Annotated in this window: 23 protein-coding genes; 22 read left to right on the top strand and 1 reads right to left on the bottom strand. The window is 68.3% G+C overall.

Translation table 11 applies throughout. From position 1 onward, the window contains the following. Positions 1-26 precede the first annotated feature (26 nt). The 20 genes from murF to ACFY9N_RS10170 all read left to right on the top strand — a co-directional run bounded on the left by murF (position 27) and on the right by ACFY9N_RS10170 (position 22,201). The gene (murF, locus tag ACFY9N_RS10265; RefSeq protein ID WP_391478394.1) at positions 27-1,439 is read left to right on the top strand and encodes a UDP-N-acetylmuramoyl-tripeptide--D-alanyl-D-alanine ligase; all 1,413 of its coding nucleotides are present in this window, start codon (positions 27-29) and stop codon (positions 1,437-1,439) included. Next, complete coding sequence (gene mraY / locus ACFY9N_RS10260) at positions 1,436-2,548, top strand: phospho-N-acetylmuramoyl-pentapeptide-transferase (protein ID WP_391478393.1); 1,113 nt, start codon at positions 1,436-1,438, stop codon at positions 2,546-2,548. The genes murF and mraY overlap by 4 nt, the downstream gene beginning before the upstream one ends. Then, positions 2,538-4,076 (top strand): UDP-N-acetylmuramoyl-L-alanine--D-glutamate ligase, encoded by a 1,539-nt coding sequence (gene murD, locus ACFY9N_RS10255; protein ID WP_391478392.1) that lies wholly within the window; start codon positions 2,538-2,540, stop codon positions 4,074-4,076. Before mraY ends, murD begins: the two co-directional genes overlap by 11 nt. Then, entirely contained in the window at positions 4,045-5,286 is a 1,242-nt protein-coding gene (ftsW, locus tag ACFY9N_RS10250; RefSeq protein ID WP_391478391.1) for a putative lipid II flippase FtsW, read from the top strand. The genes murD and ftsW overlap by 32 nt, the downstream gene beginning before the upstream one ends. Then, the gene (locus tag ACFY9N_RS10245) at positions 5,283-6,362 is read left to right on the top strand and encodes a glycosyltransferase (RefSeq protein WP_391478390.1); all 1,080 of its coding nucleotides are present in this window, start codon (positions 5,283-5,285) and stop codon (positions 6,360-6,362) included. The genes ftsW and ACFY9N_RS10245 overlap by 4 nt, the downstream gene beginning before the upstream one ends. A 12-nt stretch (positions 6,363-6,374) precedes the next feature. Next, positions 6,375-7,775: a UDP-N-acetylmuramate--L-alanine ligase gene (gene murC / locus ACFY9N_RS10240; RefSeq protein ID WP_391478389.1), complete on the top strand. Its 1,401-nt coding sequence runs from the start codon at positions 6,375-6,377 to the stop codon at positions 7,773-7,775. Between the two features lie 3 nt (positions 7,776-7,778). After that, the gene (locus ACFY9N_RS10235; RefSeq protein ID WP_391478388.1) at positions 7,779-8,723 is read left to right on the top strand and encodes an FtsQ-type POTRA domain-containing protein; all 945 of its coding nucleotides are present in this window, start codon (positions 7,779-7,781) and stop codon (positions 8,721-8,723) included. A 164-nt stretch (positions 8,724-8,887) separates the two neighbouring features. Next, positions 8,888-10,042 (top strand): cell division protein FtsZ, encoded by a 1,155-nt coding sequence (gene ftsZ, locus ACFY9N_RS10230; RefSeq protein WP_391478387.1) that lies wholly within the window; start codon positions 8,888-8,890, stop codon positions 10,040-10,042. Continuing rightward, complete coding sequence (locus ACFY9N_RS10225) at positions 10,039-10,719, top strand: YggS family pyridoxal phosphate-dependent enzyme (protein WP_391478386.1); 681 nt, start codon at positions 10,039-10,041, stop codon at positions 10,717-10,719. The genes ftsZ and ACFY9N_RS10225 overlap by 4 nt, the downstream gene beginning before the upstream one ends. Positions 10,720-10,762: 43 nt before the next feature. Then, the gene (locus tag ACFY9N_RS10220) at positions 10,763-11,239 is read left to right on the top strand and encodes a cell division protein SepF (protein ID WP_247956408.1); all 477 of its coding nucleotides are present in this window, start codon (positions 10,763-10,765) and stop codon (positions 11,237-11,239) included. Between the two features lie 6 nt (positions 11,240-11,245). Further along, positions 11,246-11,542, top strand: coding sequence for a YggT family protein (locus ACFY9N_RS10215; RefSeq protein WP_247622092.1), 297 nt, complete (start codon positions 11,246-11,248; stop codon positions 11,540-11,542). A gap of 153 nt (positions 11,543-11,695) precedes the next feature. Next, positions 11,696-12,307, top strand: coding sequence for a DivIVA domain-containing protein (locus ACFY9N_RS10210; protein WP_391478385.1), 612 nt, complete (start codon positions 11,696-11,698; stop codon positions 12,305-12,307). A gap of 97 nt (positions 12,308-12,404) precedes the next feature. Next, positions 12,405-12,941: a signal peptidase II gene (gene lspA / locus ACFY9N_RS10205; RefSeq protein ID WP_391478384.1), complete on the top strand. Its 537-nt coding sequence runs from the start codon at positions 12,405-12,407 to the stop codon at positions 12,939-12,941. A gap of 2 nt (positions 12,942-12,943) precedes the next feature. Further along, positions 12,944-13,864 (top strand): RluA family pseudouridine synthase, encoded by a 921-nt coding sequence (locus ACFY9N_RS10200; RefSeq protein ID WP_391478383.1) that lies wholly within the window; start codon positions 12,944-12,946, stop codon positions 13,862-13,864. A gap of 47 nt (positions 13,865-13,911) precedes the next feature. Then, positions 13,912-14,487: a GNAT family N-acetyltransferase gene (locus ACFY9N_RS10195; RefSeq protein WP_391478382.1), complete on the top strand. Its 576-nt coding sequence runs from the start codon at positions 13,912-13,914 to the stop codon at positions 14,485-14,487. 57 nt (positions 14,488-14,544) lie between these two features. Beyond that, the gene (gene dnaE, locus ACFY9N_RS10190) at positions 14,545-18,063 is read left to right on the top strand and encodes a DNA polymerase III subunit alpha (RefSeq protein WP_391478381.1); all 3,519 of its coding nucleotides are present in this window, start codon (positions 14,545-14,547) and stop codon (positions 18,061-18,063) included. 65 nt (positions 18,064-18,128) lie between these two features. Further along, positions 18,129-19,382, top strand: a complete 1,254-nt coding sequence (locus ACFY9N_RS10185) for a hypothetical protein (RefSeq protein ID WP_391478380.1) — start codon at positions 18,129-18,131, stop codon at positions 19,380-19,382. A gap of 1 nt (position 19,383) precedes the next feature. Then, positions 19,384-20,688 carry a histidinol dehydrogenase gene (hisD, locus tag ACFY9N_RS10180; RefSeq protein WP_391478379.1) on the top strand — a complete coding sequence of 435 codons (1,305 nt, stop codon included), beginning with the start codon at positions 19,384-19,386 and terminating at the stop codon, positions 20,686-20,688. A 9-nt stretch (positions 20,689-20,697) separates the two neighbouring features. Continuing rightward, complete coding sequence (gene nrdR, locus ACFY9N_RS10175; protein WP_391478378.1) at positions 20,698-21,168, top strand: transcriptional regulator NrdR; 471 nt, start codon at positions 20,698-20,700, stop codon at positions 21,166-21,168. 10 nt (positions 21,169-21,178) lie between these two features. Continuing rightward, positions 21,179-22,201, top strand: coding sequence for a quinone-dependent dihydroorotate dehydrogenase (locus ACFY9N_RS10170; RefSeq protein ID WP_391478377.1), 1,023 nt, complete (start codon positions 21,179-21,181; stop codon positions 22,199-22,201). A 65-nt stretch (positions 22,202-22,266) separates the two neighbouring features. On the opposite strand, the gene ACFY9N_RS10165 is transcribed toward ACFY9N_RS10170, so the two are convergent. Beyond that, positions 22,267-22,839, bottom strand: coding sequence for a DUF3043 domain-containing protein (locus tag ACFY9N_RS10165; RefSeq protein ID WP_391478376.1), 573 nt, complete (start codon positions 22,837-22,839; stop codon positions 22,267-22,269). Positions 22,840-22,885: 46 nt separating this feature from the next. On the opposite strand from ACFY9N_RS10165, the gene ACFY9N_RS10160 reads away from it, so the two are divergent. Both ACFY9N_RS10160 and erpA read left to right on the top strand, forming a co-directional pair. Beyond that, positions 22,886-24,295 carry a dipeptidase gene (locus ACFY9N_RS10160; protein ID WP_391478375.1) on the top strand — a complete coding sequence of 470 codons (1,410 nt, stop codon included), beginning with the start codon at positions 22,886-22,888 and terminating at the stop codon, positions 24,293-24,295. Positions 24,296-24,397: 102 nt separating this feature from the next. Beyond that, positions 24,398-24,760, top strand: coding sequence for an iron-sulfur cluster insertion protein ErpA (erpA, locus tag ACFY9N_RS10155; RefSeq protein WP_391478374.1), 363 nt, complete (start codon positions 24,398-24,400; stop codon positions 24,758-24,760). Positions 24,761-24,768: the final 8 nt, after the last annotated feature.

The following is a 24,768-nucleotide window of genomic DNA, read 5'->3' as shown; positions in this document are numbered from 1 at the left end:
CGGCGAGAGCCGCGCCTGGAGATGTCATGATCGCCCTGTCGCTCGCTGAGATCGCCGAAGCCATCGGCGGTGAGCTGCGCCTTGCCGGAACCGATACGGCCGGCACCGTCGTCGACGGCACCGTCGACACCGATTCCCGCACCATGGGTCCGCGTTCGATCTTCGTCGCGAAGCCCGGCGCCGAGACCGACGGCCACCGCTTCGTCGGCGCCGCCGTCGACGGCGGGGCCGCGCTCGCGATCGTCGAGCACGCGGTCGACGTCGAGGTGAGCCAGATCGTCGTGCCGGATGCCGTGATCGCCCTCGGCGCGCTCGCGCGCGAGGTCGTTCGTCGCGTGCGCGAGACGGGCGATCTGAAGATCGTCGGGATCACCGGCTCCAACGGCAAGACGACCACCAAGAACTTCCTCGCACGCATCCTGTCGGACGAAGGCGAGACGGTCGCTCCCGTCAAGTCGTTCAACAACGAGGTGGGTGCGCCCGTCACGATGCTCCGGGTGACCGAGACGACGAGGTTCCTCGTCAGCGAGTTCGGCGCAGCGGCGCCCGGGAGTATCGCGCATCTGGCCGGTCTCGTCGAGCCGGACCTCGCGGTCGTGCTGATGGTCGGGATGGCGCACGCCGGCGGCTTCGGTGGCATCGAGGAGACGGCCAAGGCGAAGTCCGAGCTCGTCGCCGCAGCGCGAGCTTCCGGAACCGCGGTGCTGAACGTCGATGACGCCCGGGTCTCGGCGATGCGCGAGCTCGCCGAGTCGCGGGGGATGCGCGTCGTCGGCTTCGGGCAGAGCAGCGCGGCCGACGTGCGTGCGCGCGACATCGAGGTCTCGGCCTCGGGAACCCGGTGCGTGATCGAGGCCGCAGGCCAGAGCATCCCGCTCGATCTCCGCGTGCTCGGCGCACATCACGTCACCAACGCCCTCGCCGCGATCGCCGCGGCCGGGGTCCTGGGCGTGCCCGTGGCGGATGCCGTCGCGCGCCTCGAGACCGTCGAGATCGCGGAGCGCTGGCGCATGCAGCCCCTCGGTAACGAGCGCGTGCGCATCATCAACGACGCCTACAACGCGAGCCCCGATTCGATGGCGGCCGCCCTGCGCACCCTCGCCCAGATCACCGGACCCGACGAGCGCACCGTCGCCGTCCTCGGCGCCATGAGCGAACTCGGAGAGAGCGCGGGGGAGGAGCACGACCGCATCGGCCTGATCGCCGTCCGCCTCAACATCCGCCGCATCGTGGTCGTCGGTCCCGAGGCCCGCCGTCTCTACCTCTCCGCCGTCGGCGAAGGGTCGTGGGACAGCGAAGCCGTGCATCTGCCCGACCAGGACGCCGCTTTCGAATACCTGCGCACCGAGCTGCGCGACGGCGACCGCGTGCTCGTCAAGTCATCAAACTCCGTGGGCCTCCGGCATCTCGGCGATCGTCTGGGAGAATTGTTCTCGTGAGGTCACTCATCATGGCGGCGGCGATCTCGCTCGCCTTCACTCTTTTCCTGACTCCCGTCTTCCTGCGGCTCTTCCGCAAGTGGGGTTGGGGGCAGGTCATCCGTACCCCCGAGGCGCTCGAGAACCCGAGCCACGAGGCGAAACGCGGTACACCGACGATGGGCGGTGTGATCTTCATCATCGGCACCATCCTCGGGTACTTCACCGGCGTGTACGTCGGCGGCGGCGTCCCGGCACTGTCCGCGCTGCTCGTCATCTGGCTCATGGTCGGATTCGGCGCTGTCGGCTTCATCGACGACTACATGAAGGTGCGCAGCCAGCGCAGTCTCGGTCTCTCGGGCTGGCGCAAGGTGATCGGTCAGTTGCTGGTGATCATCCCCTTCGGAATCGTCGCGCTGAACTTCCCCAACAAGTTCGGTCAGACTCCCGCCAGCGAGTCGATCTCACTCTTCCGTGACATCACCTGGCTCAACCTCTTCGCGTTCGGTGTGATCATCGGCTGGGCCCTCTACCTCATCTGGATCGCCGTGATCGGTGTCGCCACGTCGAACAGCGTCAATCTGACCGACGGGCTCGACGGGCTCGCCGCCGGCGCCGGAGTCATCGTCGTCGGCGCGTACAGCCTCATCGCCTTCTGGCAGTTCAAGCAGCCCTGCGTCGGCGAAGGCGTCGACATGGGGGCCCTCGCCGGATGCTACGAGGTACGCGATCCGTTCAACCTCGCCATCATCGCGGCCTCCTTCGCCGGTGCGCTCGTCGGGTTCCTGTGGTGGAACGCGCCGAAGGCCAAGGTGTTCATGGGTGACGTGGGTTCCATGGCGATCGGCGGTGTCATCACCGCCCTCGCGATCCTGACGCGCACCGAGCTGTTGCTCTTCGTGATCGCGGGCGTGTTCGTGCTCTCGTCGGGATCGGTGATCCTGCAGCGCGCGTACTTCAAACTCACGCGCGGCAAGCGCCTGTTCCTGATGAGCCCGTTCCATCACCACCTCGAGATGCGTGGATGGGCCGAGGTGACCATCGTCGTCCGGCTGTGGATCATCGCGGGTCTGCTCGCGGTCTCGGCTGTCGGACTCTTCTACGTCGAATGGCTGACCCGTGTCGGTTGACGAACGTCTGCGCACCCTCACGAGCTGGCATGCCGATTGGACGGGCCTCCGGGTCGCCGTCCTCGGAATCTCGATGACCGGGTTCTCGGTCGCCGACACCCTCACCGAACTCGGTGCCGACGTCCTCGTGCTGAGCGAGTCCGCCGACGAGGAGTACGAGCGCCTGGTGCCGGTGATCGGTGCCCGGCTCGAGATCGGCTCGCTCGCGACCGTGCCCGCGGCGCTCACCGACTTCAACCCCGAGGTCGTCATCGCATCCCCCGGGTTCGCACCCGGGCATCCGATCATCCGGTGGACGCAGGATGCCGGGATCGCGCTCTGGGGCGACATCGAACTCGCCTGGCGCGTGCGCGACAAGGTCGTGCGCGATGACGGCGCTCCCGCCGACTGGGTGCTCATCACGGGGACCAACGGCAAGACGACCACCACCCAGCTCACAGCGGCGATCCTCGTCGAGGGCGGCGTGCGCGCCGCGCCCTGCGGCAACATCGGCGTACCGGTTCTCGATGCGGTGCGCGACCCCGCCGGGTTCGACGCCTTCGTCGTCGAGCTGTCGAGCCATCAGCTCTGGTACCTCGGCCTTTCCCAGCCGGAGGGCGAGCTCTTCCCGCACGCCGCCGTCTGCCTCAACCTCGCCGACGACCATCTCGTCTGGCACGGCAGTGCCGAGGCCTACCGCGACGCGAAGGCCCTGGTCTACCGCAACACCCGGGTCGCGTGCGTCTACAACAAGGCGGACGAAGCCACCCGGCGCATGGTCGAGGAGGCGGAGGTCGTCGACGGCGCTCGAGCGATCGGTTTCGACCTCGGAACTCCCGGCCCGAGTGACCTGGGAGTCGTGGAGGGACTGCTTGTCGACCGCGCGTTCCTCGACGACCGCGCTCGGAGCGCACTCGAGATCACCACGGTCGCCGACCTGCAGCGCGTCGGCCTCGCGGCCCCGCACATCGTGCAGAACATCCTCGCCGCCAGCGCGCTCGCGCGCTCACTCGGCGTCGAGCCCGAAGCGATCCATTCGGCTCTCGAGTCGTTCCGGCTCGACTCTCACCGCATCCAGGTCATCGCCACGCACGCGGGCATCACCTGGATCGACGACTCGAAGGCCACCAACCCTCACGCCGCGGCGTCCTCGCTGCGCGCGTATCCCGGTTCGGTGTGGGTCGTGGGCGGAGATCTCAAGGGCGTCGACATCGCGGATCTCGTCGCGAGCTCCGGGGGAACGGCGCGCGCCGCCGTCGTGATCGGGGTCGAGCGCGCCGCCGTCGTCGCGGCATTCGAACGACACGCGCCGACGGTGCCGGTGTTCGAGGTGGATGCTGGCGACACTGGAGAGGTCATGAACCGTGTCGTGGAGATCGCGGCGGGGATCGTTGACGACGAGGGCACGGTTCTGCTGGCCCCGGCGGCGGCGTCCTTCGACCAGTTCACCAGTTACGCGGATCGTGGACATCGCTTCGCCGAGGCGGTGCGCACGTGGATCGAGCGGGGGAGTGCCGATGACGCAGGTGGCTCGCCCTCCGCGTTCTGAGTCCGGCGGTCTCGCTGCCAGGGTCTCCCTCGGGCGCCGGTTCACACCGGTGTCGACCGAGTTCCTGCTGATCGCCTCGACCGCTCTGCTCCTCACGCTCTTCGGGCTCGTCATGGTGCTCTCGGCGACGAGCGCGACGGCCGTGGCGAACGGCTCGAACCCGATGAGCGGCGCACTGCGCCAGGGGATCTTCGCGCTTCTCGGCATCCCGCTCATGTTCCTCATCAGCCGATTGCCGGTGCGCTTCCTCAAGAAGCTCGCCTGGCCCGCGCTGTTCGGAGCGGTCGCGCTCCAACTCCTGGTCTTCACCCCGCTCGGCGTCGCGGACGGCGGTAACCGCAACTGGATCCAGATCGGCGGATTCCAGATGCAGCCGTCCGAGTTCCTCAAGCTCGCGCTGTCGCTCTGGATCGCCTACGTGCTCCTGCGCAAGCACGCGATGCTCGGGACCTGGCACCACGTCTTCATCCCGGTGGTGCCGGTCGGTGCGCTCGCGATCGGCACCGTGCTCGCCGGTAAGGACCTCGGTACCGCGATGGTGCTGGTCCTCATCCTGCTGGGCTGCCTGTTCTTCTCCGGGGTCAAGCTCCGTCTGTTCATCATCCCCGTGATCCTGGGCGTCGCCGCGGTGCTCGCCTATGCGCTCTCGAGCACCGACCGCATGCGGCGCATCACCGCCAACTGCGACGACATGGCCCTCTACAACACCGACTGCTACCAGTCGATCCACGGCATCTGGGGCATGGCCAACGGTGGCATCTTCGGTCTCGGGCTCGGCAACTCGCAGGAGAAGTACGGATGGCTCCCGGCTCCGGGCAACGACTTCATCTTCGCGATCGTCGGAGAGGAGCTCGGCCTCATCGGATGCATCGTCGTGCTCGCCCTCTTCACGTTCTTCACGGTCGGGGCGTTCCACATCATCCGTAAGACCGACGACCCGTTCATCCGCGTCGCGGCGGGCGGGATCACGGTGTGGATCGTCGGACAGGCCGTCCTCAACGTCGGCGTCGTCGTCGGACTGTTCCCGGTGATGGGCGTTCCGCTCCCGTTCATGTCGCAGGGTGGCACCGCGCTGCTCGCGGTGCTCCTGGCCTGCGGCGTGCTCCTCGCCTTCGCCCGCACGCTCCCGAGCGCGGAGAAGAAGGACGTCGCCGCGCGCACGGGCGCTCGCGGAGTCCGCGCAGCGCGGCGGGGTAGGGTCTCGGAGTGACCTCGTACCTTCTCGCCGGCGGTGGTACCGCCGGCCACGTGAACCCCCTGCTCGCCGTCGCCGACGGACTCGTCGCGCGTGACGCCTCCGACGCGGTGCTCGTGCTCGGAACGGCGGAGGGTCTCGAGGCGCGCCTGGTTCCCGAACGAGGGTACGAGCTGCTCATCGTCGACAAGGTCCCGTTCCCGCGCCGTCCGAACCGCCAGGCCCTGGCCTTCCCGCAGCGCTTCCGCCGGGCGATCGCGCAGGTACGCCGGCACATCCGCACGCACGGAGTCGATGTGGTGGTGGGGTTCGGCGGCTACGCCTCGGCTCCGGCCTATGTCGCGGCACGTCGTGAGGGCATCCCGTTCGTCGTGCACGAGGCGAACGCCAAGCCGGGTCTCGCGAACGTTCTCGGTGCGCGCGGAGCGGCCGCGGTGGGCGTCGCCTTCCCCGGCACTCCGCTGCGCCGGAGCGAGGTGGTCGGGATGCCGTTGCGTCGCGAGATCGTCGAACTCGACCGCGCCGCCACCCGTGCCGAAGCCGCGCGGTACTTCGGACTCGACCCCGATTCACCCGTGCTGCTCGTCTTCGGCGGCTCCCTCGGCGCCCAGCGTCTCAACGAGGCGTTCGCGGATTCCTGGCGCGACGTGCTCGGCACCGGATGGCAGTTGCTCCACGTGACGGGGGAGCGCAGCGACCTCGCCGACCCGGGTGCTCCCGGCTACGCGATGCGACGGTACGTCGATCGCATGGATCTCGCCTTCGCCCTGGCGGATCTCATCGTCTCGCGCTCCGGTGCCGCGACGGTGAGCGAGATCAGCGCGCTGGGCATTCCTGCGCTGTACGTTCCGTACTCCGTCGGGAACGGGGAGCAGCGCCTGAACGCCGCGTCCGCCGTCACCGCGGGTGCCGCTCGCCTGCTCGACGACGCGGCCTTCGACGGTGACGCGGTTCGCCGAGAGGTCGTGCCGCTGCTGTCGGACAGTGCGCGGCTGACGCAGATCGCCGAGGCCGCCGAGAGCACGGGAACGCGCAACGGAACCGCGAACGTGATCGCGCTCGTCGATCGCTCGCTGAGCACCCGGAAGTAGACTGAGCACGACATGATCAGACCTGACCTCACCCTGCCGATCCCCGATTCGATCACCGCCGCGCACTTCATCGGCATCGGCGGTTCGGGCATGAGCGGCCTCGCTCGGATGTTCCTCGATGCGGGTATCCGCGTCTCGGGATCGGACCGCGCCGACAGCGACAATCTCCGGGCGCTGGCGGCCGCCGGTGCGACGGTGCACGTCGGTCACGACGCCGCTCACCTCGGCGATGCCGACACCGTCGTGCACACCGGCGCGATCTGGCCGGAGAACCCCGAGTTCGTCACCGCGAAGGAACGAGGGCTCCACGTCATCCATCGCTCGCAGGCGCTGCACTGGTTGATCGGCGACCGCCGTCTGGTCTCGGTCGCCGGAGCGCACGGCAAGACGAGCTCCACCGGGATGATCGTCACGGCTCTGCGGGACCTCGGCGCGGACCCGCACTTCGTCAACGGCGGTGTGATCGAGCAACTCGGCGCATCGAGCGCCACGGGGTCGGGCGACCTCTTCGTGATCGAGGCGGACGAGTCCGACGGCACGTTCCTGCTCTACGACACGGCGGTCGCCCTGATCACGAACGTCGACCCCGATCACCTCGACCATTTCGGTTCGGAAGAGGCGTTCCACGACGCGTTCGTCCGATTCGCGGATGCCGCCTCCGAAGCCGTCGTGATCTCGAGCGACGACGCCGGCGCGCTCCGGGTGGGAGCGGATCTCTCCCACCCCCGGGTGATCACCTTCGGGCAGGCCGAGGACGCCGACCTGCGCGTGACCGAGATCGAGACGGCGGGCGCGGTCGCCGCCACCCTCACCCGTGACGGTGAGAGCGTGCGCATGCAGCTCGCCGTTCCCGGCGTGCACAATGCGATCAACGCCGCCGGGGCGGTCGCCGTGCTCGGTGCGCTCGGGTATCCGCTCGTGGATGCCGTCCGCGCCGTGGAGGGATTCGCCGGCACGGTCCGGCGCCTCGAGCTGCACGGTGTCGCGCGAGGCGTGAGCGTCTACGACGACTACGCGCATCACCCGACGGAGGTCAGGGCCGCACTCGAGGCGATGCGCGGTATCGCGGGTTCCGGCCGATTGATCGCGATCCAGCAGCCCCACACTTATTCGCGTACACAGCACATGTACCAGGAGTTCGCCGACGTCCTCGAGACGTACGCCGACCACACCGTGATGCTCGACGTGTACGGCGCGCGGGAGGATCCGGTGCCCGGAGTCACCGGCGAGCTCGTGAGCGGTGCGTTCCGTGATCCCTCGCACGTGCATTTCGTCGCCGATTGGCAGCAGGCTTCGGACTACACCGCGACCGTCGCCCGGGACGGTGACGTCGTGGTGACCCTCGGCTGCGGGAACGTCTACCAGATGATCCCTCAGGTGCTGGACGCGTTGAGCCGGACCGACGGGGCGTAGTCCGTGCGCCGCCCAGCTCCGCTGCCGACCGATCGGCCGAAGGACCCGGCGGAGGGAGCCCGCCCGTCGTCGCCCCGACTGCCGCGTCGTGCACCGCGCGAGGCCGAGCCGGTCGACGCGGATGACGCGGTGGAGGCGGAGCACGGTCAGGAAGCCGGGGCGGATGTTCCGGGCGTCGCAGAGGCCGACACGCCGACCTCCACTCGCGACGTCTGGCGCGCGGCCCGCGCTCGTCGCAAGGCGCTCCGAGCAGAGATCCGTCGCTTCACGCAGCGATCCCGTCGTCGACGCATCGTAGGGTGGAGCGTCGTCGGCGCTCTTCTCCTGCTGGTGGGCGGGAGCGTAGCGGCCGCATACAGCCCGCTGTTCGCCGTCGAGAAGATCACGATCGTCGGCGCCACCACCCTCGACCCCGCTACCCTCGAGGCGGCGCTCGGCAATCAGATCGGCACCCCGCTCGCACTCGTCGACAGCAGCGAGATCAAGGCGGCGCTCCTCGGCTTCCCGCTCATCGAGACCTACTCCCTCGAGGCCCGCCCACCGCACGACCTCACGGTGCGCATCGTCGAGCGCACCCCGGTGGGCGTGCTGCGATCGGATGCCGGATACACGCTCGTCGACGCGGCGGGTGTGGCACTCGCGACGACGACCGATCAGCCGGAGGGGCAGCCGCTCCTCGACATCGCCGGAGGCGCGGATTCGGTCGCCTTCGAGAGTGCGGGCCTCGTCATCCGCTCGTTGCCGGCGGATGTCCGCGGGCAGTTGACGGGTGTGCGGGCGACCACCGCCGATGACGTCACGCTGACGCTGAGCAGCGGTCTCACCGTCGTGTGGGGGAGTGATGAGGAGTCGGCGACCAAGGGCGTCATCCTCTCGCGAACCCTGGCTGCCTACCCCGCAGCCACGACGATCGACGTGTCCTCTTCGAAGACCGCCGTCGTCGGCTGACGACTTTCGCGAGGAAACGCGCGACACGCCCATCTCGCTGCGCGCGCATGTCGATGCGGCGCATACCTTCGATCAAGAGAACGCAATACCGGGAAATACTTTACACCTCTACTTGAGGTTTAAGGTTTGGCCCGATCCAGGCTCGAAAAACTCGGAGGCCGGCCATGAGCCAGAACCAGAACTACCTCGCCGTGATCAAGGTCGTCGGCGTCGGCGGTGGCGGCGTCAACGCCGTCAACCGCATGATCGATCTCGGTCTCCGCGGAGTCGAGTTCATCGCGGTGAACACCGACGCACAGGCGCTGCTGATGAGCGACGCCGACGTCAAGCTCGACGTCGGGCGCGAGCTCACCCGCGGGCTCGGCGCCGGAGCCGACCCCGAGGTCGGTCGGCGTGCCGCCGAAGACCACGCGGAGGAGATCGAGCAGGCCCTCACCGGCGCCGATATGGTCTTCGTCACCGCGGGCGAGGGAGGCGGTACCGGAACCGGTGGTGCGCCCGTCGTCGCACGGATCGCCAAGTCGATCGGCGCTCTCACGATCGGTGTCGTCACCAAGCCGTTCTCGTTCGAGGGCCGTCGCCGTCAGAGCCAGGCCGAAGCCGGTGTCGCGAAGCTCAAGGAAGAGGTCGACACCCTCATCGTCGTGCCGAACGACCGCCTCCTCGAGATCAGCGATCGCGGGATCTCGATGATCGAGGCCTTCGCGACCGCGGACCAGGTCCTCCTGGCCGGTGTGCAGGGCATCACCGACCTCATCACGACCCCGGGTCTCATCAACCTCGACTTCGCCGATGTGAAGTCCGTCATGCAGGGCGCGGGTTCCGCGCTCATGGGCATCGGCTCCGCGCGCGGTGCCGACCGGGCGATCAAGGCGGCCGAGCTCGCCGTCGAATCGCCGCTGCTCGAAGCATCCATCGAGGGTGCGCACGGCGTGCTGCTCTCGATCCAGGGTGGGTCGAACCTGGGTATCTTCGAGATCCACGACGCGGCGGACCTCGTCAAGGAAGCGGCGCACCCCGAGGCGAACATCATCTTCGGTACCGTCATCGACGACACCCTCGGCGACGAGGTGCGCGTGACGGTGATCGCCGCCGGCTTCGACGGAGGCGAGCCTTCCCTGCGCCTCGACCCGATGGTCGTGTCGCGTCCCGCCACGGCGACGCTCCCGGAGGTCGCGCTCTCGGACGAGCAGGATGCCGTGGCCGAGGAGGAGACCTCCGAGGCTCAGCCCGCCGCCGCCCCGCAGCGCGCACACACGACCAGCATCGAGCCGGCGTTCGCCGACGACGACATCGACATCCCCGAATTCCTGAAGTGACCGACCTGGGAGCGCGGCTGTCGGCGATCGACGACCAGATCGCCGATGCCGCGCGCCGGGCCGGGCGGGATGCCGCGGAGATCACGCGCATCGTCGTGACGAAGTTCCATCCCGCCGCGCTCGTGCGCGACCTCAGCGCTCTCGGGGTCGGACAGGTCGGGGAGAACCGGCAGCAGGAGCTCTCCGCCAAGCGCGCCGAGCTCGAGGAACTGGATCTCACCTGGCACTTCATCGGCCAGGCGCAGACGAACAAGGCCGCGGCGATCCGTCGCAGTGCCGACGTCGTCCACTCCGTGGATCGTGCACGTCTCGCCGACGCGCTGCATCGCGCCGCCGAGAGCGACGACGTGCTCGACGTCCTCGTCCAGGTCAACCTCACACCGGACGCCGGACGAGGGGGCGTCCAGCCTGAGGAAGCCGCCGCCCTTGCGGAGCACGTCCTTGCGCTTCCGTCGCTGCGGTTGCGCGGGGTCATGGCCGTCGCGCCTCTCGACGAGGAGCCGGCATCCGCCTTCGCGCGTCTGCGTCGCGTCGCCGACGACGTGCGCGGGGTCGCTCCCGACGCCACGTGGATCTCTGCGGGGATGACCGGCGACTTCGTCGAGGCGATCGCGGCAGGCGCGACACACCTTCGCATCGGGTCGGCAATCACCGGCCCCCGCCCCGACCGGGGTTAGCCTCTACACAGACCAACCCGTATCGTTCGAACCGGAGGACACGATGGGTAACCCGCTGAAGAAGACCATGGTGTACCTGGGCCTCGCCGATGAGGAAGAAGCCTATGAAGAAGAGCAGCAGGCGCCCGCTCGCGCTCACCGCGAGCGTGACCGCGACCGAGACCGTGAAGAGCCCGCTCCGGCTCCGGTCACTCCGTTGCGTCGTCCCGTCGCCGTCCGTCAGCCTTCGGTGGGTGCCGTGAACGAGATCCTGACCGTCCACCCCAAGCAGTACCGTGACGCCCAGCTGATCGCCGAGAGCTTCCGCGAGGGTGTTCCGGTCATCATCAATCTGTCCCAGATGAGCGATGCCGACGCCCGCCGTCTCATCGACTTCGCCAGCGGTCTCTCCCTCGGCCTCTACGGTCGTATCGAGCGCGTGACCTCCAAGGTCTTCCTGCTCTCGCCGGAGAACATCGCCGTGTCGGGCCAGGGGGGTATCGCGCACGCGGACGCGGAGTCCGCGGGCTTCGACCAGTAGTAAGCCGTGCAGCTGGTCTCGATCGCCGCGAGCATCATCCATCTGGTGCTGCTGCTGTACATCTTCGTCCTCTTCGCGAGGCTGATCCTCGACTACATCCCCCTGTTCAACCGGGAGTGGCGTCCGAAGGGATTCGGCCTCGTCGTCGCGGAAGCCGCCTACACGGTCACCGATCCGCCCATCCGGTTCTTCCGGCGGATCATCCCGCCACTGCGCATCGGCACACTGTCGTTGGACTTCGGCTTCGCGTTGACGATGCTCATCGTGCTCATCCTGATGAACATCGTCCGACTCTTCATCTGAGTCCCGCCAGTTCCTCCTCCTCGGGTGTCGTGACATCGCGGCGCTCAGGCACGGGGGCTATGCTGGCTCCCAGGTGCGCGCCCCGGGTTCGCGCCAGATCACGACCACGCCATATCGAAACTGGCAACCGAACTCACCGAAAGAGGAGCCATCATGGCACTTACCCCGGATGACGTCGTCACCAAGCAGTTCCAGCACGTTCGCTTCAAGGACGGCTTCGACCCGGACGAGGTGGACGACTTCCTCGACGAGATCGTCATCGAGTGGCGCAAGGCCCTCGAGGAGAACGTCGAGCTCAAGGCCAAGCTGGCCGCTTACGAGTCGGGCGCAACTCCGGCCGCCGAGCCGGTCGCGGCCGCTCCCGTCGTCGAGGCACCCGTGCCTGCGGCTCCGGCCCCCGCCGCCGAGGCTCCTGCGGAGGCCGCTCCGTCCGGCTCCGCCACGGCGACCGCCGGAATCATCGAGCTCGCGCAGCGCCTGCACGACGAGCACGTCGCCGAGGGTGAGGCGAAGCGCAACCAGCTCATCGCCGATGCCGAGACCGAGGTCGCCCGCATCCGCACCGAGGCGGAGGCGAAGCAGCGCGAGGAGTCGGCACGTCTCGAGCGCGAGCGCAACACCCTCGAGGCCCGGATCACCGAGCTCCGCAACTTCGAGCGCGACTACCGCTCGCAGCTGCGCGGTTACATCGAGGGTCAGCTCCGCGACCTCGACGAGAAGTCGGCTTCCACGGACTCGACGCCCGTCTCCGCGATCGGACTGTAGGTCGTAGGTCTTGAGCCCACGCCTTCCCCTTCGTCGGTCGGCGGCCGGTGCGATCGTTGCGATTCTCGCAGCGCTCGTGCTGGCCGCCGATCAGTTTGTGAAGTACCTCACCACCGAGAACCTCCCGTACCAGGAGCCGGTTCCCGTCCTCGGTGAGTTCCTTCAGCTGTACTACGTCCGCAATCCCGGAGCGGCGTTCTCGCTCGGATCGGACGTCACCTGGATCTTCACGATCGCTCTCGCGGTCGTCGCCGGCGTCATCGTCTGGAAGGCCTTCGGCCTGCGATCCCGGCTCTGGGCCGTCGTGCTCGGTGCTCTGCTCGGTGGTGTGCTGGGCAATCTCGGCGATCGTCTCTTCCGTGATCCCGGTTTCCCGGTGGGACATGTCGTCGACATGATCTCCATGCCGTGGATGATGCCGGCGATCTTCAACATCGCCGACATCTTCATCGTGTGCGGCATGATCTCCGTCGCCCTGCTGGTCGTCTTCGGTCTGCGCTTCGATGGATCGCGGGAACGCGATCACGCGCCCGTCGAGACGGAGGAAGAGGCGGAGGCCGCAGCAGCGGAGCAGGAACTCGCCGCACGTGACGACGTCGTACGACCGGCGGCGTCGGTCGAAGACGAGCGCTGACCGTGGAGTCGCGTTCACTGCCGGTTCCCGACGGCCTGGAGGGCGCGCGCGTCGACGCCGCCCTCGCGAAGATGCTCGGTTTCTCCCGGACGTTCGCGGCCGAGGTCGCGGCTTCCGGCGGCGTGCGTCTCGACGGCGTGACGCTCGACAAGTCCGACCGGCTGCGTGGCGGGGGATGGCTCGAGGTCGAATGGCAGCCCAAGGAAGGGCCGAAGATCGTCCCGATCGCGGTGCCGGAGCTCGGGATCGTGTTCGACGACGATGACATCGTCGTGGTCGACAAGCCGACCGGCGTCGCGGCCCATCCCTCCCTCGGCTGGGACGGGCCGACGGTGGTCGGCGCACTCGCGGCGGCAGGGTTCCGCGTGGCCACCAGCGGCGCTCCGGAGCGCCAGGGCGTCGTCCACCGGCTCGACGTCGGCACGAGCGGGCTCATGGTCGTCGCCAAGACGGAGGCCGCCTACACCCACCTCAAGCGCGCCTTCAAGGAGCGCACGGTCGAGAAGATCTATCACGCGGTGGTTCAGGGGCATCCCGATCCGCTCGTGGGAACGATCGATGCGCCGATCGGACGGCATCCGAACCACTCCTGGAAGTTCGCGGTCACGCCGGACGGCAAACCCTCGGTCACCCACTACGAGACGCTCGAAGCGTTCCCCGGCGCGTCGCTCCTGGAGATCCACCTCGAGACCGGCCGCACCCACCAGATCCGCGTGCACATGGCGGCGCACCGGCATCCGTGCGTCGGCGACCCGCTCTACGGTGCCGACCCCACGCTGTCGGCCCGTCTCGGCCTCACCCGGCAGTGGCTGCACGCGCACCAGCTCGCCTTCACGCATCCGACGACCGGCGACTGGGTGCAGTTCGAGTCGCCGTATCCCGCCGACTTCGAGCATGCCCTGGCGGTGCTCCGGGGCGAGTGATCGCCGGTTCGGCGGCGGATGTCGGATGCCGGAGCCATACTGTCCGCATGGACATCGAAGTTCGCCCCGCCACGGTCTTCGCCGACGTCGCGACTCTGGTCGGCCCGAAGAAACCGACGTCGAACGTGTGCTTCTGCCTGAGCTACCGGCTCCGCAGCGCCGAGAACCAGAGACTTCGCGGTGAGGAACGCGCCGAACGCGTACGCGGCCTCTGCGCCGAAGACCCGCCTCCCGGTGTGATCGCGTATCTCGACGATGAGCCGGTCGGATGGGCAGCCGTGCATCCTCGACGCGACACCAGTTTCGCCACCAACCGGAGAATCCCGCACGTCGACGACGCCGACGTCTGGTCGTTGTGGTGCATCCGCGTACGGCCCGGTCATCGCAAGCAGGGCATCTCGCACGCACTCGTCGACGGGGCCGTCGCGTTCGCCCGTGCACAGGGAGCGCCGGCGATCGAGGCGTACCCCGTCGACAACGCGGGGGAGCGGGTCGACCTGACGATGGCGTACGTCGGCACGCGCGGGCTGTTCGAGAAGGCCGGCTTCCGGAAGTCGGCCGACACGACCTCGCGCCTGAACGGATTCCCGCGCATTCTCATGCGGCTCGATCTGTCCGACTGACGCTCGGTGACCCCGTCCGGCGGCCGGATGTCGGATGCCGAAAGTAGACTCGAACGCATGGCATCCGACTCCTTCGTCCACCTGCACGTGCACAGCGAGTACTCGATGCTCGACGGGGCGGCGAAGATCAACGCGATGACCCAGGCGGCTGCGGAATACGGCATGCCGGCGATCGCCGTGACCGATCATGGCAACACCTTCGCGGCGTTCGAGTTCTACAACGCGGCGCGCAACGCGGGGGTCAAGCCCATCATCGGGCTCGAGGCATACATGACCCCGGGCACGCACCGCAGCGACAAGACCCGCGTGCAGTGGGGCTCGCCCGACCAGAAGAGCGACGACGTGTCGGGCTCCGGCGCCTACACCCACATGACGATGTGGAGCCAGAGCACCGAGGGCATGCACAACCTCTTCCGCATCAGCTCGCGCTCGAGCATGGAGGGGTATTACTTCAAGCCCCGCATGGACCGCGAGCTGCTGCAGACGTACGGCAAGGGCCTGATCGCGACGACCGGATGCCCGTCGGGCGAGGTGCAGACGCGACTCCGCCTCGGGCAGTACGACGCGGCGCGCGCGGCGGCGGCCGAGTTCCAGGACATCTTCGGCAAGGAGAACTACTTCGCCGAGATCATGGATCACGGGCTCTCCATCGAGCGCCGCGTGATGACCGATCTGCTCCGCCTCGCGAAGGATCTCCACATCCCGCTCGTCGCGACGAACGACTCGCACTACACACACCAGCACGAGGCAGACGCGCATGAGGCCCTGTTGTGCGTGCAGTCGGGATCGACGCTCGACGACCCCAATCGCTTCAAGTTCGACGGCGACGGCTACTACATCAAGACCGCCGCCGAGATGCGCCAGCTGTTCCGAGACCACCCCGAAGCGTGCGACAACACGCTCCTGATCGCCGAGCGCTGCGAGGTCGAGTTCAACACCGCGGCGAACTACATGCCGCGCTTCCCCGTGCCGGACGGCGAGACGGAGGACAGCTGGCTGATCAAGGAGGTCGAGGCCGGCCTCCACTACCGCTATCCGGGCGGTATCCCCGACAAGGTCCGCAAGCAGGCCGAGTACGAGACCGGCATCATCCTCCAGATGGGCTTCCCGGGATACTTCCTCGTCGTCGCCGACTTCATCAACTGGGCGAAGGACAACGGCATCCGGGTCGGTCCGGGGCGTGGTTCCGGTGCGGGGTCGATGGTCGCCTACGCGATGAAGATCACCGACCTCGACCCGCTCGAGCACGGCCTCATCTTCGAGCGCTTCCTCAACCCCGATCGTGTCTCGATGCCCGACTTCGACGTCGACTTCGATGACCGTCGCCGTGGCGAGGTCATCGACTACGTGACCAAGAAATACGGCTCCGAGCGCGTCGCGCAGATCGTCACGTACGGCACGATCAAATCGAAGCAGGCGTTGAAGGACGCCGGACGAGTCCTCGGCTTCCCGTTCAGCATGGGAGAGCGTCTGACCAAGGCGATGCCGCCGCCCGTGATGGGCAAGGACATGGAGCTCGGCGGCATGTTCGACACCGCTCACAAGCGGTACAAGGAGGCGAGCGAGTTCCGGGCCCTGATCGAGACCGACCCGGAGGCGAAGACCGTCTTCGATCGTGCGCTCGGTCTCGAGGGGCTGAAGCGGCAGTGGGGCGTGCACGCCGCCGGTGTGATCATGTCGTCCGAGCCGCTGCTCGACATCATCCCGATCATGCGTCGTGAGCAGGACGGTCAGATCGTCACGCAGTTCGACTACCCCTCGTGCGAGACGCTCGGCCTCATCAAGATGGACTTCCTGGGGCTCCGCAACCTCACGATCATCTCCGATGCCCTCGACAACATCCGCATGAACAGGGGAGAGGAACTCGACCTCGAGCACCTCGCGCTCGACGACCAGGGCGCGTACGACCTGCTCGCGCGGGGAGACTCGCTCGGGGTCTTCCAGCTCGACGGCGGGCCGATGCGATCGCTCATGCGACTGATGAAGCCCGACAACTTCGGCGACATCTCGGCACTCATCGCGCTCTACCGCCCGGGTCCCATGGGGGCGAACTCGCACACGAACTACGCGCTGCGCAAGAACGGCCAGCAACCGATCACGCCGATCCACCCCGAGTTCACCGAGTCGCTCGCCGACATCCTCGAGGAGTCCTACGGTCTGATCATCTACCAGGAGCAGGTCATGGCGATCGCCCAACGCGTCGCTGGATTCTCGCTCGGTCAGGCCGACATCCTCCGTCGCGCGATGGGTAAGAAGAAGAAGTCCGAGCTCGACAAGCAGTTCGAGGGCTTCCAGGCGGGTATGCACGCCAACGGGTACTCCGACGGCGCGGTCAACGCGCTCTGGGAGATCCTGCTGCCGTTCTCCGACTACGCCTTCAACAAAGCGCACTCCGCCGCCTATGGAGTGGTGTCGTACTGGACCGCGTACCTCAAGGCCCATTACCCCGCCGAGTACATGGCGGCGCTGCTGACCAGCGTCGGCGACTCGAAGGACAAGATGGCGCTGTACCTCAACGAGTGCCGTCGTATGGGGATCAAGGTGCTGCCGCCGGACGTCTCGGAGTCGATCAACTTCTTCGCGGCCGTCGGCGATGACATCCGTTTCGGACTCGGTGCCGTGCGCAACGTCGGCAGCAACGTCGTCGAGGGAATCGTGCAGGCGCGGAAGGACGAGCGCTTCACCTCCTTCCACCACTTCCTCGACAAGGTGCCGCTGCACGTCGCGAACAAGCGCACGGTCGAGTCCCTCATCAAGGCCGGTGCCTTCGACACCATGGGCGACTCCCGTCGAGCGCTCGTCGAGATCCACGAAGACGCCGTCGAGGCCGCTGTCGACCGCAAGCGGAACGAGGCGCAGGGCGCCATCGGTTTCGACTTCGACAGTCTGTACGAGGGGATGGAGGAGGCTGCACCGGCGAAGGTGCCGGCCCGCCCCGAGTGGACCAAGAAGGACAAGCTGGCGTTCGAGCGGGAGATGCTGGGACTCTACGTCTCCGATCACCCCCTCGCCGGACTCGAGGTGCCGCTCGCGAAGCATGCTTCGATCTCGATCCACGTCCTCAACAACTCGGAGGACCTCCAGGACGGCGACCAGGTGACGGTCGCGGGTCTCGTCACGAGCGTCCAGCACCGGGTCGCCAAGGCCAGCGGGAATCCCTACGGCATGATCACGGTCGAGGACTTCAACGGCGAGGTCACCGTGATGTTCATGGGGAAGACCTATACCGAGTTCCAGCACGTCCTCCAGCAGGATTCGATCCTTGCCGTGCGCGGCCGCGTGTCGCGCCGTGACGACGGACTCAATCTCCATGCGCAGTCGGCGTTCGCCCCCGATGTCGGGTCCTTCGATGCCGCAGGACCACTCGCCCTCGTTCTCGCCGAGCAGCGGGCCACGGAGCGTGTGATGCACGAGCTCGCGGATGTGCTCCGGCGTCATTCGGGCGAGACCGAGGTCCTGCTGCGCGTGCATCGCGGTGGCACGGCGAAGGTCTTCGAGGTTCCGATGCCGGTCAAGGTGTCCGCCGATCTGTTCGGTGACCTCAAGTCGCTCCTCGGACCGGGTTGCTTGGGCTGAGCGGGTATTATCAGGACGCGTCGGAAGCGCATCCCCCTCTGCGCGTCGTGACGAAAGGAAGACCCATGAGTACCGATATCCCCGATAACGTGGATGCCGAGAACGAGGCGTTCCTCGATGAGGACGGTGTCCTGTACGACGAAGAAGTGACCCCGGAGTTCGGTATCCTCGGATTCACGCTCCGCGAACTCGCGATCGTCGGCGTCTGGCTGATCGCCTTCGTCGTCTCCTTCTTCCCCCTGACGGGTGGAGCATCCATCTGGGGCTCCGGCATCCAGTGGGTCCTGCCGATCGGCGTGCCGACGGCGGCCGTGTTCCTGGTCGTGCTCCGGCGGTTCTCGCCCGACGGCATCCGTCGTGTGGGCTCCCTCGGGATCGACCAGTTCGCCTCGGTCGCGTTCACCGTCTCCGCGGTGACGTGGGTCAGCGCCCTGTGGGCGTCGATCGCCGCGGTGATCGAGGTCGGATTCTGGACGCTCAACTGGGTCGGCATCGTGCAACTCGTCGCGTCCCTCGCGCTGGTCGTGCTCACGGTCTTCGCTCCGATCGTCCCGGGGCTGAAGGAGGACTTCCACGGCCGGCTGGTCACGCTGGCGCACCGCAATGCGAACCCGGTGCGTCCGGTCATCGCCCGTCCGCGCGCTGACCGCCCCGCTTCCGCTGCTGCGGGAGTCGATGACGCTGTAGGAACCGACGAGGGTGCAGGAACCGACGCCGCGACGGTTGAGTCCGAGGAGTCTCCCGCGGCGGACGAAGCCGAAGAACATGCGGGTCCGCCGACCACCCGTCGTGCCGCCCTCGACACCGACGCCCCCGACGGCCACGCCACCGACGAGATCGCACGCTTCGACCTGCCGCAGCAGGTTCCGCTGGCCGCACACGCATCGGGTGGCGGCACCGGCACCGAGGAAGCGATCGCCGAGGAGGAGTACACCCCGTCCTACTCGCGGCGCTCCCGTGCACCCGAGATCATCTCCGACACCGGCGAGATCGAGTCCTTCCTCGATGAGGTCGCCGAGCCGGTCCCGGCTCCGACCGGTGCGGCAACGGATCATCCGACGGACGTCATGGGCGACGGGTCCGTCGTCGTCGATCCCGAGGCGACGCACCCCCGCGAGCCCGCCCAGGCCGCGCAGCCGTTCTGGATCCTCGCGCCGTCGGAGCGCGACGTGCACGATGAGCGCGGCGAGGCGATCTTCCGCATCGGGCCGCAGGCCTGGGCGCTCGTGATCGAGGACCGCGGCGGCGCCTTCGTCGTCCGTCACGACGACGGTCGCATCGGGTACCTCCACGACATCTCCGGCATCACGAAGGGCTGAAGTGCGAATCATCGATCTGCGGGGGCGCGAGCTCTCGCCGGCAGACATGCTCGCGGCCGTGCCGCGCGCGACACAGGCACGCGCCGAGGCGCTCGACACGGCCGCCCGGCTCGTCGACGATGTGCGTGCGCAGGGGGAGTCCGCCCTGCGCGAGCAGGCGGAGCGATTCGACCGCGTCAGCGACCACGCGATCCGCGTTCCCGCCTCGCACATCTCCGAAGCGCTCGACGCGCTCGCTCCCGAGGTGCGCGCCGCCCTCGAGGAGGCGATCCGCCGCGTGCGCCTCGCCTCCGCCGCGCAGGTCCCCGCGGATCAGACGACTCTGCTCGGGCCGGGTGCGCGCATCGTGCAGCGGTGGCAGCCCGTGAACCGGGTGGGCGTATACATCCCCGGGGGCAAGGCGGTGTACCCGTCGAGCGTCATCATGAACGTGGTTCCGGCGCAGGTCGCGGGCGTCACGCAGATCGCTCTCGCCTCGCCGCCCCAGGCGGATCAGGGCGGGCGGATCCACCCGACGATCCTCGGCGCTGCCGCGCTGCTCGGGATCACCGAGGTCTACGCGATGGGAGGCGCCGGTGCTATCGGCGCGTTCGCGTGGGGTGTCCCCGGTGTCGGCCTCGATCCCGTCGACGTCGTGTCCGGCCCGGGCAACAACTACGTGGCTTCCGCGAAGCGTGCGGTCGCGGGTGTGGTCGGGACGGATGCCGAGGCCGGAGCGACCGAGATCCTCGTCGTCGCCGATGCCTCCGCCGACGCCCGTCTCGTCGCCGCCGATCTCGTCAGCCAGGCCGAGCACGACGAGCAGGCCTCCGCCGTGCTCGTCACCGATTCGGAGGACCTCGCCACCCGTGCGGCCGCGGAGGTCGCGGCTCAGGGAGCGGCCACCCGGCACAGCGCGCGGGTGTCCGCCGCTCTCGACGGACCGCAGTCCGCGATCGTGCTCGTCGACGACCGCGCGATGGCGGCCGCGTTCAGCAACGCGTACGCGCCGGAGCACCTCGAACTGCACCTCACCGACGCCGAGGCCGCGGCATCCGCTTTCACCAGCGCGGGAGCGGTGTTCGTCGGAGACCAGACGCCCGTCAGCCTGGGCGACTACATGGCCGGCAGCAACCACGTGCTGCCGACCGGGGGACAGGCGCGATACGCGCCCGGTCTCGGTGCCTACACGTTCCTGCGCCCGCAGCAGGTGATCTCGTACGACCGGGCCGCTCTCGCCGAGGTGCGCGACGGTGTGGTCGCGCTGGCGAACAGCGAGATCCTGCCCGCGCACGGCGAGGCGATCGAAGCCCGATTCACGGAGTAGGTTGTACGGATGCATTGCCCCTTCTGCCGTCACCCCGATTCCCGTGTGATCGATTCCCGCACGAGCGACGACGGCCTCTCCATCCGTCGACGCCGACAGTGTCCCGAGTGCGGCGGTCGGTTCACGACCACCGAGACGGCCAGCCTCAACGTGATCAAGCGATCGGGAGTGATGGAGCCGTTCAGCCGCGAGAAGGTCATCTCCGGCGTACGCAAGGCCTGCCAGGGGCGTCCGGTGACGGAAGCCGATCTGGCCATCCTCGCGCAGCGCGTGGAGGAGGCCGTTCGTCAGACGGGCGTCTCGCAGCTCGACGCGAACGAGATCGGTCTCGCGATTCTCGGACCGCTGCGCGAGCTCGACGAGGTCGCATTCCTCCGCTTCGCGAGCGTGTACCAGGCGTTCGACTCCCTCGAGGACTTCGAATCGGCGATCAGCGACCTCCGGGCGGACCACGCGAAGGCGGAGTCCGCCGAGAGGTAATCTGGCAGTGATGTATCCGCTGCTCTTCCGCGCTGTCCTCTCGCGCTTCGATCCCGAGTTCGCCCACCACGCCGGCATGGCGGTGATCCGCGTGCTCGGTGTGCCGCCGTTCTCCGTGGTGACTCGCTCGCTCACGCGTCCCGATCCCTCGCTGCAGGTCACTGCTCTGGGGCTGACGTTCCCCTCGCCGTTCGGCATCGCCGCGGGCTTCGACAAGAACGCCGTGGGCGTGCGCGGGTTCGCCGCACTCGGGTTCGGGCACGTCGAGGTCGGGACCGTGACGGCGATCCCGCAGGACGGGAACCCGAAGCCGCGGCTTTTCCGACTCGTGCCCGATCGCGCGGTGATCAACCGGATGGGCTTCAACAACAAGGGCGCGGATGCCGCCGCGCGACGTCTCGCGCGTCTGCGACGGGGCGCCCCGAACACCGTCATCGGCGTCAACATCGGCAAGAGCCGGGTGGTCGACGTCGAGGATGCGACGGCGGACTACGTGGCCTCGGCCACCCGGCTGGCCCCGCTCGCCGACTACCTCGCCGTGAACGTCTCGTCCCCCAACACGCCGGGATTGCGCGGGCTCCAGGCAGTCGAGACGCTGGCTCCGCTGCTGCGCGCGGTGCGCGACGCCTCCGGAGCGACGCCACTGCTGGTGAAGATCGCCCCCGATCTCCCCGATGAGGAGATCACGGCGATCGCGCAGATGGCGGTGGCCGAGGGGCTCGCCGGAATCATCGCGCACAACACGACCATCAGCCGGGAGGGCCTCCGAACCGACCCCGCTGTCGTCGCCGCGGCCGGGGCGGGAGGGCTGTCGGGTGCGCCGTTGAAGGAGCGTTCGCTCCAGGTGCTCCGCGTCGTGCGCGCCGCCGTCCCCGAGGGCTTCTGCGTCATCGCGGTCGGGGGAGTGGAGACGGCTGCCGACGTCGAGGAGCGACTGTCGGCCGGTGCGACCCTGGTGCAGGGCTACACGGCATTCCTCTACCGGGGCCCGCTGTGGGCTCGACAGATCAACCGCGGACTCGCGCGCCGCTGACGGCACTCACGAAGAAGGCCTCTTCTCCACAGCGGAGACGAGGCCTTCTTCGTGGAACGTGAAGATCAGTCGGGGTACTGGCCGCGCTTGACCTGCGGCTTCGGCAGGCGCATGAAGCGCATCTGCAGCGAACGCATCGCGGCGTACCAGCCCAGGCCGCGTTCCATGCGCTCCTGGCCGAACTTCGCGGCGACCTTGCGCTTGACGCGGATGCCGAGAAGGATCATGCCGCCGATCGCGATGACGAGATACGCCATCATCACGAGGTAGGCGTAGTAGGAGACGAGCGTGCTGAACGGCACGAGCGTCGCCAGGATCACGAGCACCATCACCGCCATCACGAACTCGGCGGGGTGCCAACCGGCATCCACGTAGTCGCGCACCCAGCGGCGCTGCGGTCCCTTGTCGCGTGCGGGGAGGTACTTCTCCTCACCGGCGGCCATGCCGGCCTGCGCCCGGGCGCGACGCTCGTTGAGGTCGGCGCGGGCCGCGGCCTTCGCCTCCTTGGTGTTGGCGACGAGGGGGCGGCGGCGGGCGGCCTCCTGCTCGGCGCGGCTCGGCGTCGCGCGGCCCTTTCCGACGACCGGCGTCTCGGGGGCGTCGTCGTTCGTCGACGGGGATGCAGGAGTAGTGGCCACGAGGTTCCTCGGTTCGCTGACGGGGGATCACCTTAAGATTACTCGCATGACCTCTGCTGAGATTCCCCCTGTCTCCGAATCGGACATTCTCGAGGCGGTGGCGACCGGCGGTCCGGCCGCGCTGTCTGATCTCGGGCGTCTCGTGCGCATCCCCGGCATGGCCTGGCCGGCCTTCGATCAGACCCAGCTCGAGCGCAGTGCCGAGGCCGTGGCCGCGCTCGCGACGGATACCGGTGTGTTCGACGAGGTGCGCATCCTCCGTGCCGGCATCCCCGGCACCGATGAGCAGGGCCAACCCGCCGTCCTGGCCACCCGGGCGGCTCGCAACGGGCGTCCGACGATCCTGCTCTACGCCCACCACGACGTGCAGCCTCCGGGCGATGACGCGCTCTGGGAGACGCCGCCGTTCGAGCCGACCGTGCGCGACGGACGTCTCTACGGTCGTGGCGCGGCGGACGACAAGGCCGGGATCATGGCCCACATCGCGTCGATCCGTGCCGTCGCCGACGCCATCGGCGACGATCTCGACCTCGGGATCGCGATGTTCATCGAGGGGGAGGAGGAGTACGGCTCGCGTTCCTTCGCGCAGTTCCTCTCCGACAACAAGGACGCTCTGCGTGCCGACGCGATCGTCGTCGCCGACTCGGGTAACTGGGATTCCACGACGCCGGGTCTGACGGTGTCGCTGCGGGGGAACGCGCGGTTCACGATGCGCGTCCGCACCCTCGAGCACGCCTCGCACTCCGGCATGTTCGGCGGCGCGATCCCGGACGCGATGATGGCCACGGTGAAGCTCCTCTCGACCCTGTGGAACGACGACGGGTCGGTCGCTGTCGAGGGGATGGCCGAGCGGGATGCCGCGACTCCGGACTACACCGAGGAGACGCTGCGCGACGAGGCGGGGCTCCTGCCCGGCACGATGCCGATCGGCGATGGCACGATCCTCAGCCGCATCTGGAACAAGCCGTCGGTCACCGTGATCGGCATCGACGCCACGAGCGTTGCCGCGGCATCCAACACGCTGCTCCCGGAGGTGACGGTGGTCCTCAGCGCCCGTGTCGCACCCGGCCAGAGCGGACAGGAGGCCTACGAGGCGCTCGAGCGGCACCTGCGGGCGAATGCGCCGTTCGGAGCGGAGCTGACGTTCTCCGACGTCGACCTGGGCAACGGATTCCTGGTCGACACCTCCGGGTGGGCGGTCGCCCTCACCCGCGACGCGATGCGCGACGGGTACGGTGTTCCGCCCGTGGATCTGGGGGTCGGAGGTTCGATCCCGTTCATCGCCGACCTGGTGCGCGAGTTCCCCGAGGCGCAGATCCTCGTCACGGGCGTCGAAGATCCGCACTCCCGCGCCCACAGCCCGAACGAGTCGCTGCACCTCGACACCTTCCGCAACGCGGTCGCGACCGAGGCGCTGCTCCTGGCGCGGATGAACGCCCTCACTCTCCCGCAGTGACGCCCCGTCGCACGGCTTCTCCCGGATCTCGCCGCCTTCGCCGGCAGCGACGGTAGAATTACGGGGAAAGCCGTGCGACTGCGGCCCGTCACAAGGAGCGACATGAGCGACACCACCCTGACCTCAGAGACCACCAAGGCCCACGGCATCAGCCTCACCGACGCGGCCGCGACCAAGGTGAAGAACCTCCTCGAGCAGGAGGGACGCGACGATCTTCGTCTGCGCGTCGCCGTTCAGCCGGGCGGATGCTCGGGACTGATCTACCAGCTCTACTTCGACGAGCGCTTCCTCGAGGGCGACGAGACCGTCGACTTCGACGGCGTCGAGGTCATCGTCGACAACATGAGCGTGCCGTACCTCGACGGCGCATCCATCGATTTCAAGGATTCGATCTCGGAGCAGGGCTTCACGATCGACAACCCCAACGCGGCCGGAAGCTGCGCCTGCGGCGACAGCTTCCACTGACCCGTATC

This window comes from Microbacterium sp. NPDC008134, from assembly GCF_042957055.1.
GTDB lineage: Bacteria > Actinomycetota > Actinomycetes > Actinomycetales > Microbacteriaceae > Microbacterium.
This window is presented reverse-complemented; position numbering and strand designations above follow the sequence as displayed.

Coding starts and splice junctions, on each gene's coding strand:
- murF (WP_391478394.1), top strand. CDS start 27: ATGATCGCCCTGTCGCTCGCTGAGATCGCCGAAGCCATCGGCGGTGAG.
- ftsW (WP_391478391.1), top strand. CDS start 4,045: ATGACGCAGGTGGCTCGCCCTCCGCGTTCTGAGTCCGGCGGTCTCGCT.
- murC (WP_391478389.1), top strand. CDS start 6,375: ATGATCAGACCTGACCTCACCCTGCCGATCCCCGATTCGATCACCGCC.
- ftsZ (WP_391478387.1), top strand. CDS start 8,888: ATGAGCCAGAACCAGAACTACCTCGCCGTGATCAAGGTCGTCGGCGTC.
- ACFY9N_RS10220 (WP_247956408.1), top strand. CDS start 10,763: ATGGGTAACCCGCTGAAGAAGACCATGGTGTACCTGGGCCTCGCCGAT.
- ACFY9N_RS10210 (WP_391478385.1), top strand. CDS start 11,696: ATGGCACTTACCCCGGATGACGTCGTCACCAAGCAGTTCCAGCACGTT.
- ACFY9N_RS10195 (WP_391478382.1), top strand. CDS start 13,912: ATGGACATCGAAGTTCGCCCCGCCACGGTCTTCGCCGACGTCGCGACT.
- dnaE (WP_391478381.1), top strand. CDS start 14,545: ATGGCATCCGACTCCTTCGTCCACCTGCACGTGCACAGCGAGTACTCG.
- ACFY9N_RS10185 (WP_391478380.1), top strand. CDS start 18,129: ATGAGTACCGATATCCCCGATAACGTGGATGCCGAGAACGAGGCGTTC.
- nrdR (WP_391478378.1), top strand. CDS start 20,698: ATGCATTGCCCCTTCTGCCGTCACCCCGATTCCCGTGTGATCGATTCC.
- ACFY9N_RS10170 (WP_391478377.1), top strand. CDS start 21,179: ATGTATCCGCTGCTCTTCCGCGCTGTCCTCTCGCGCTTCGATCCCGAG.
- ACFY9N_RS10160 (WP_391478375.1), top strand. CDS start 22,886: ATGACCTCTGCTGAGATTCCCCCTGTCTCCGAATCGGACATTCTCGAG.
- erpA (WP_391478374.1), top strand. CDS start 24,398: ATGAGCGACACCACCCTGACCTCAGAGACCACCAAGGCCCACGGCATC.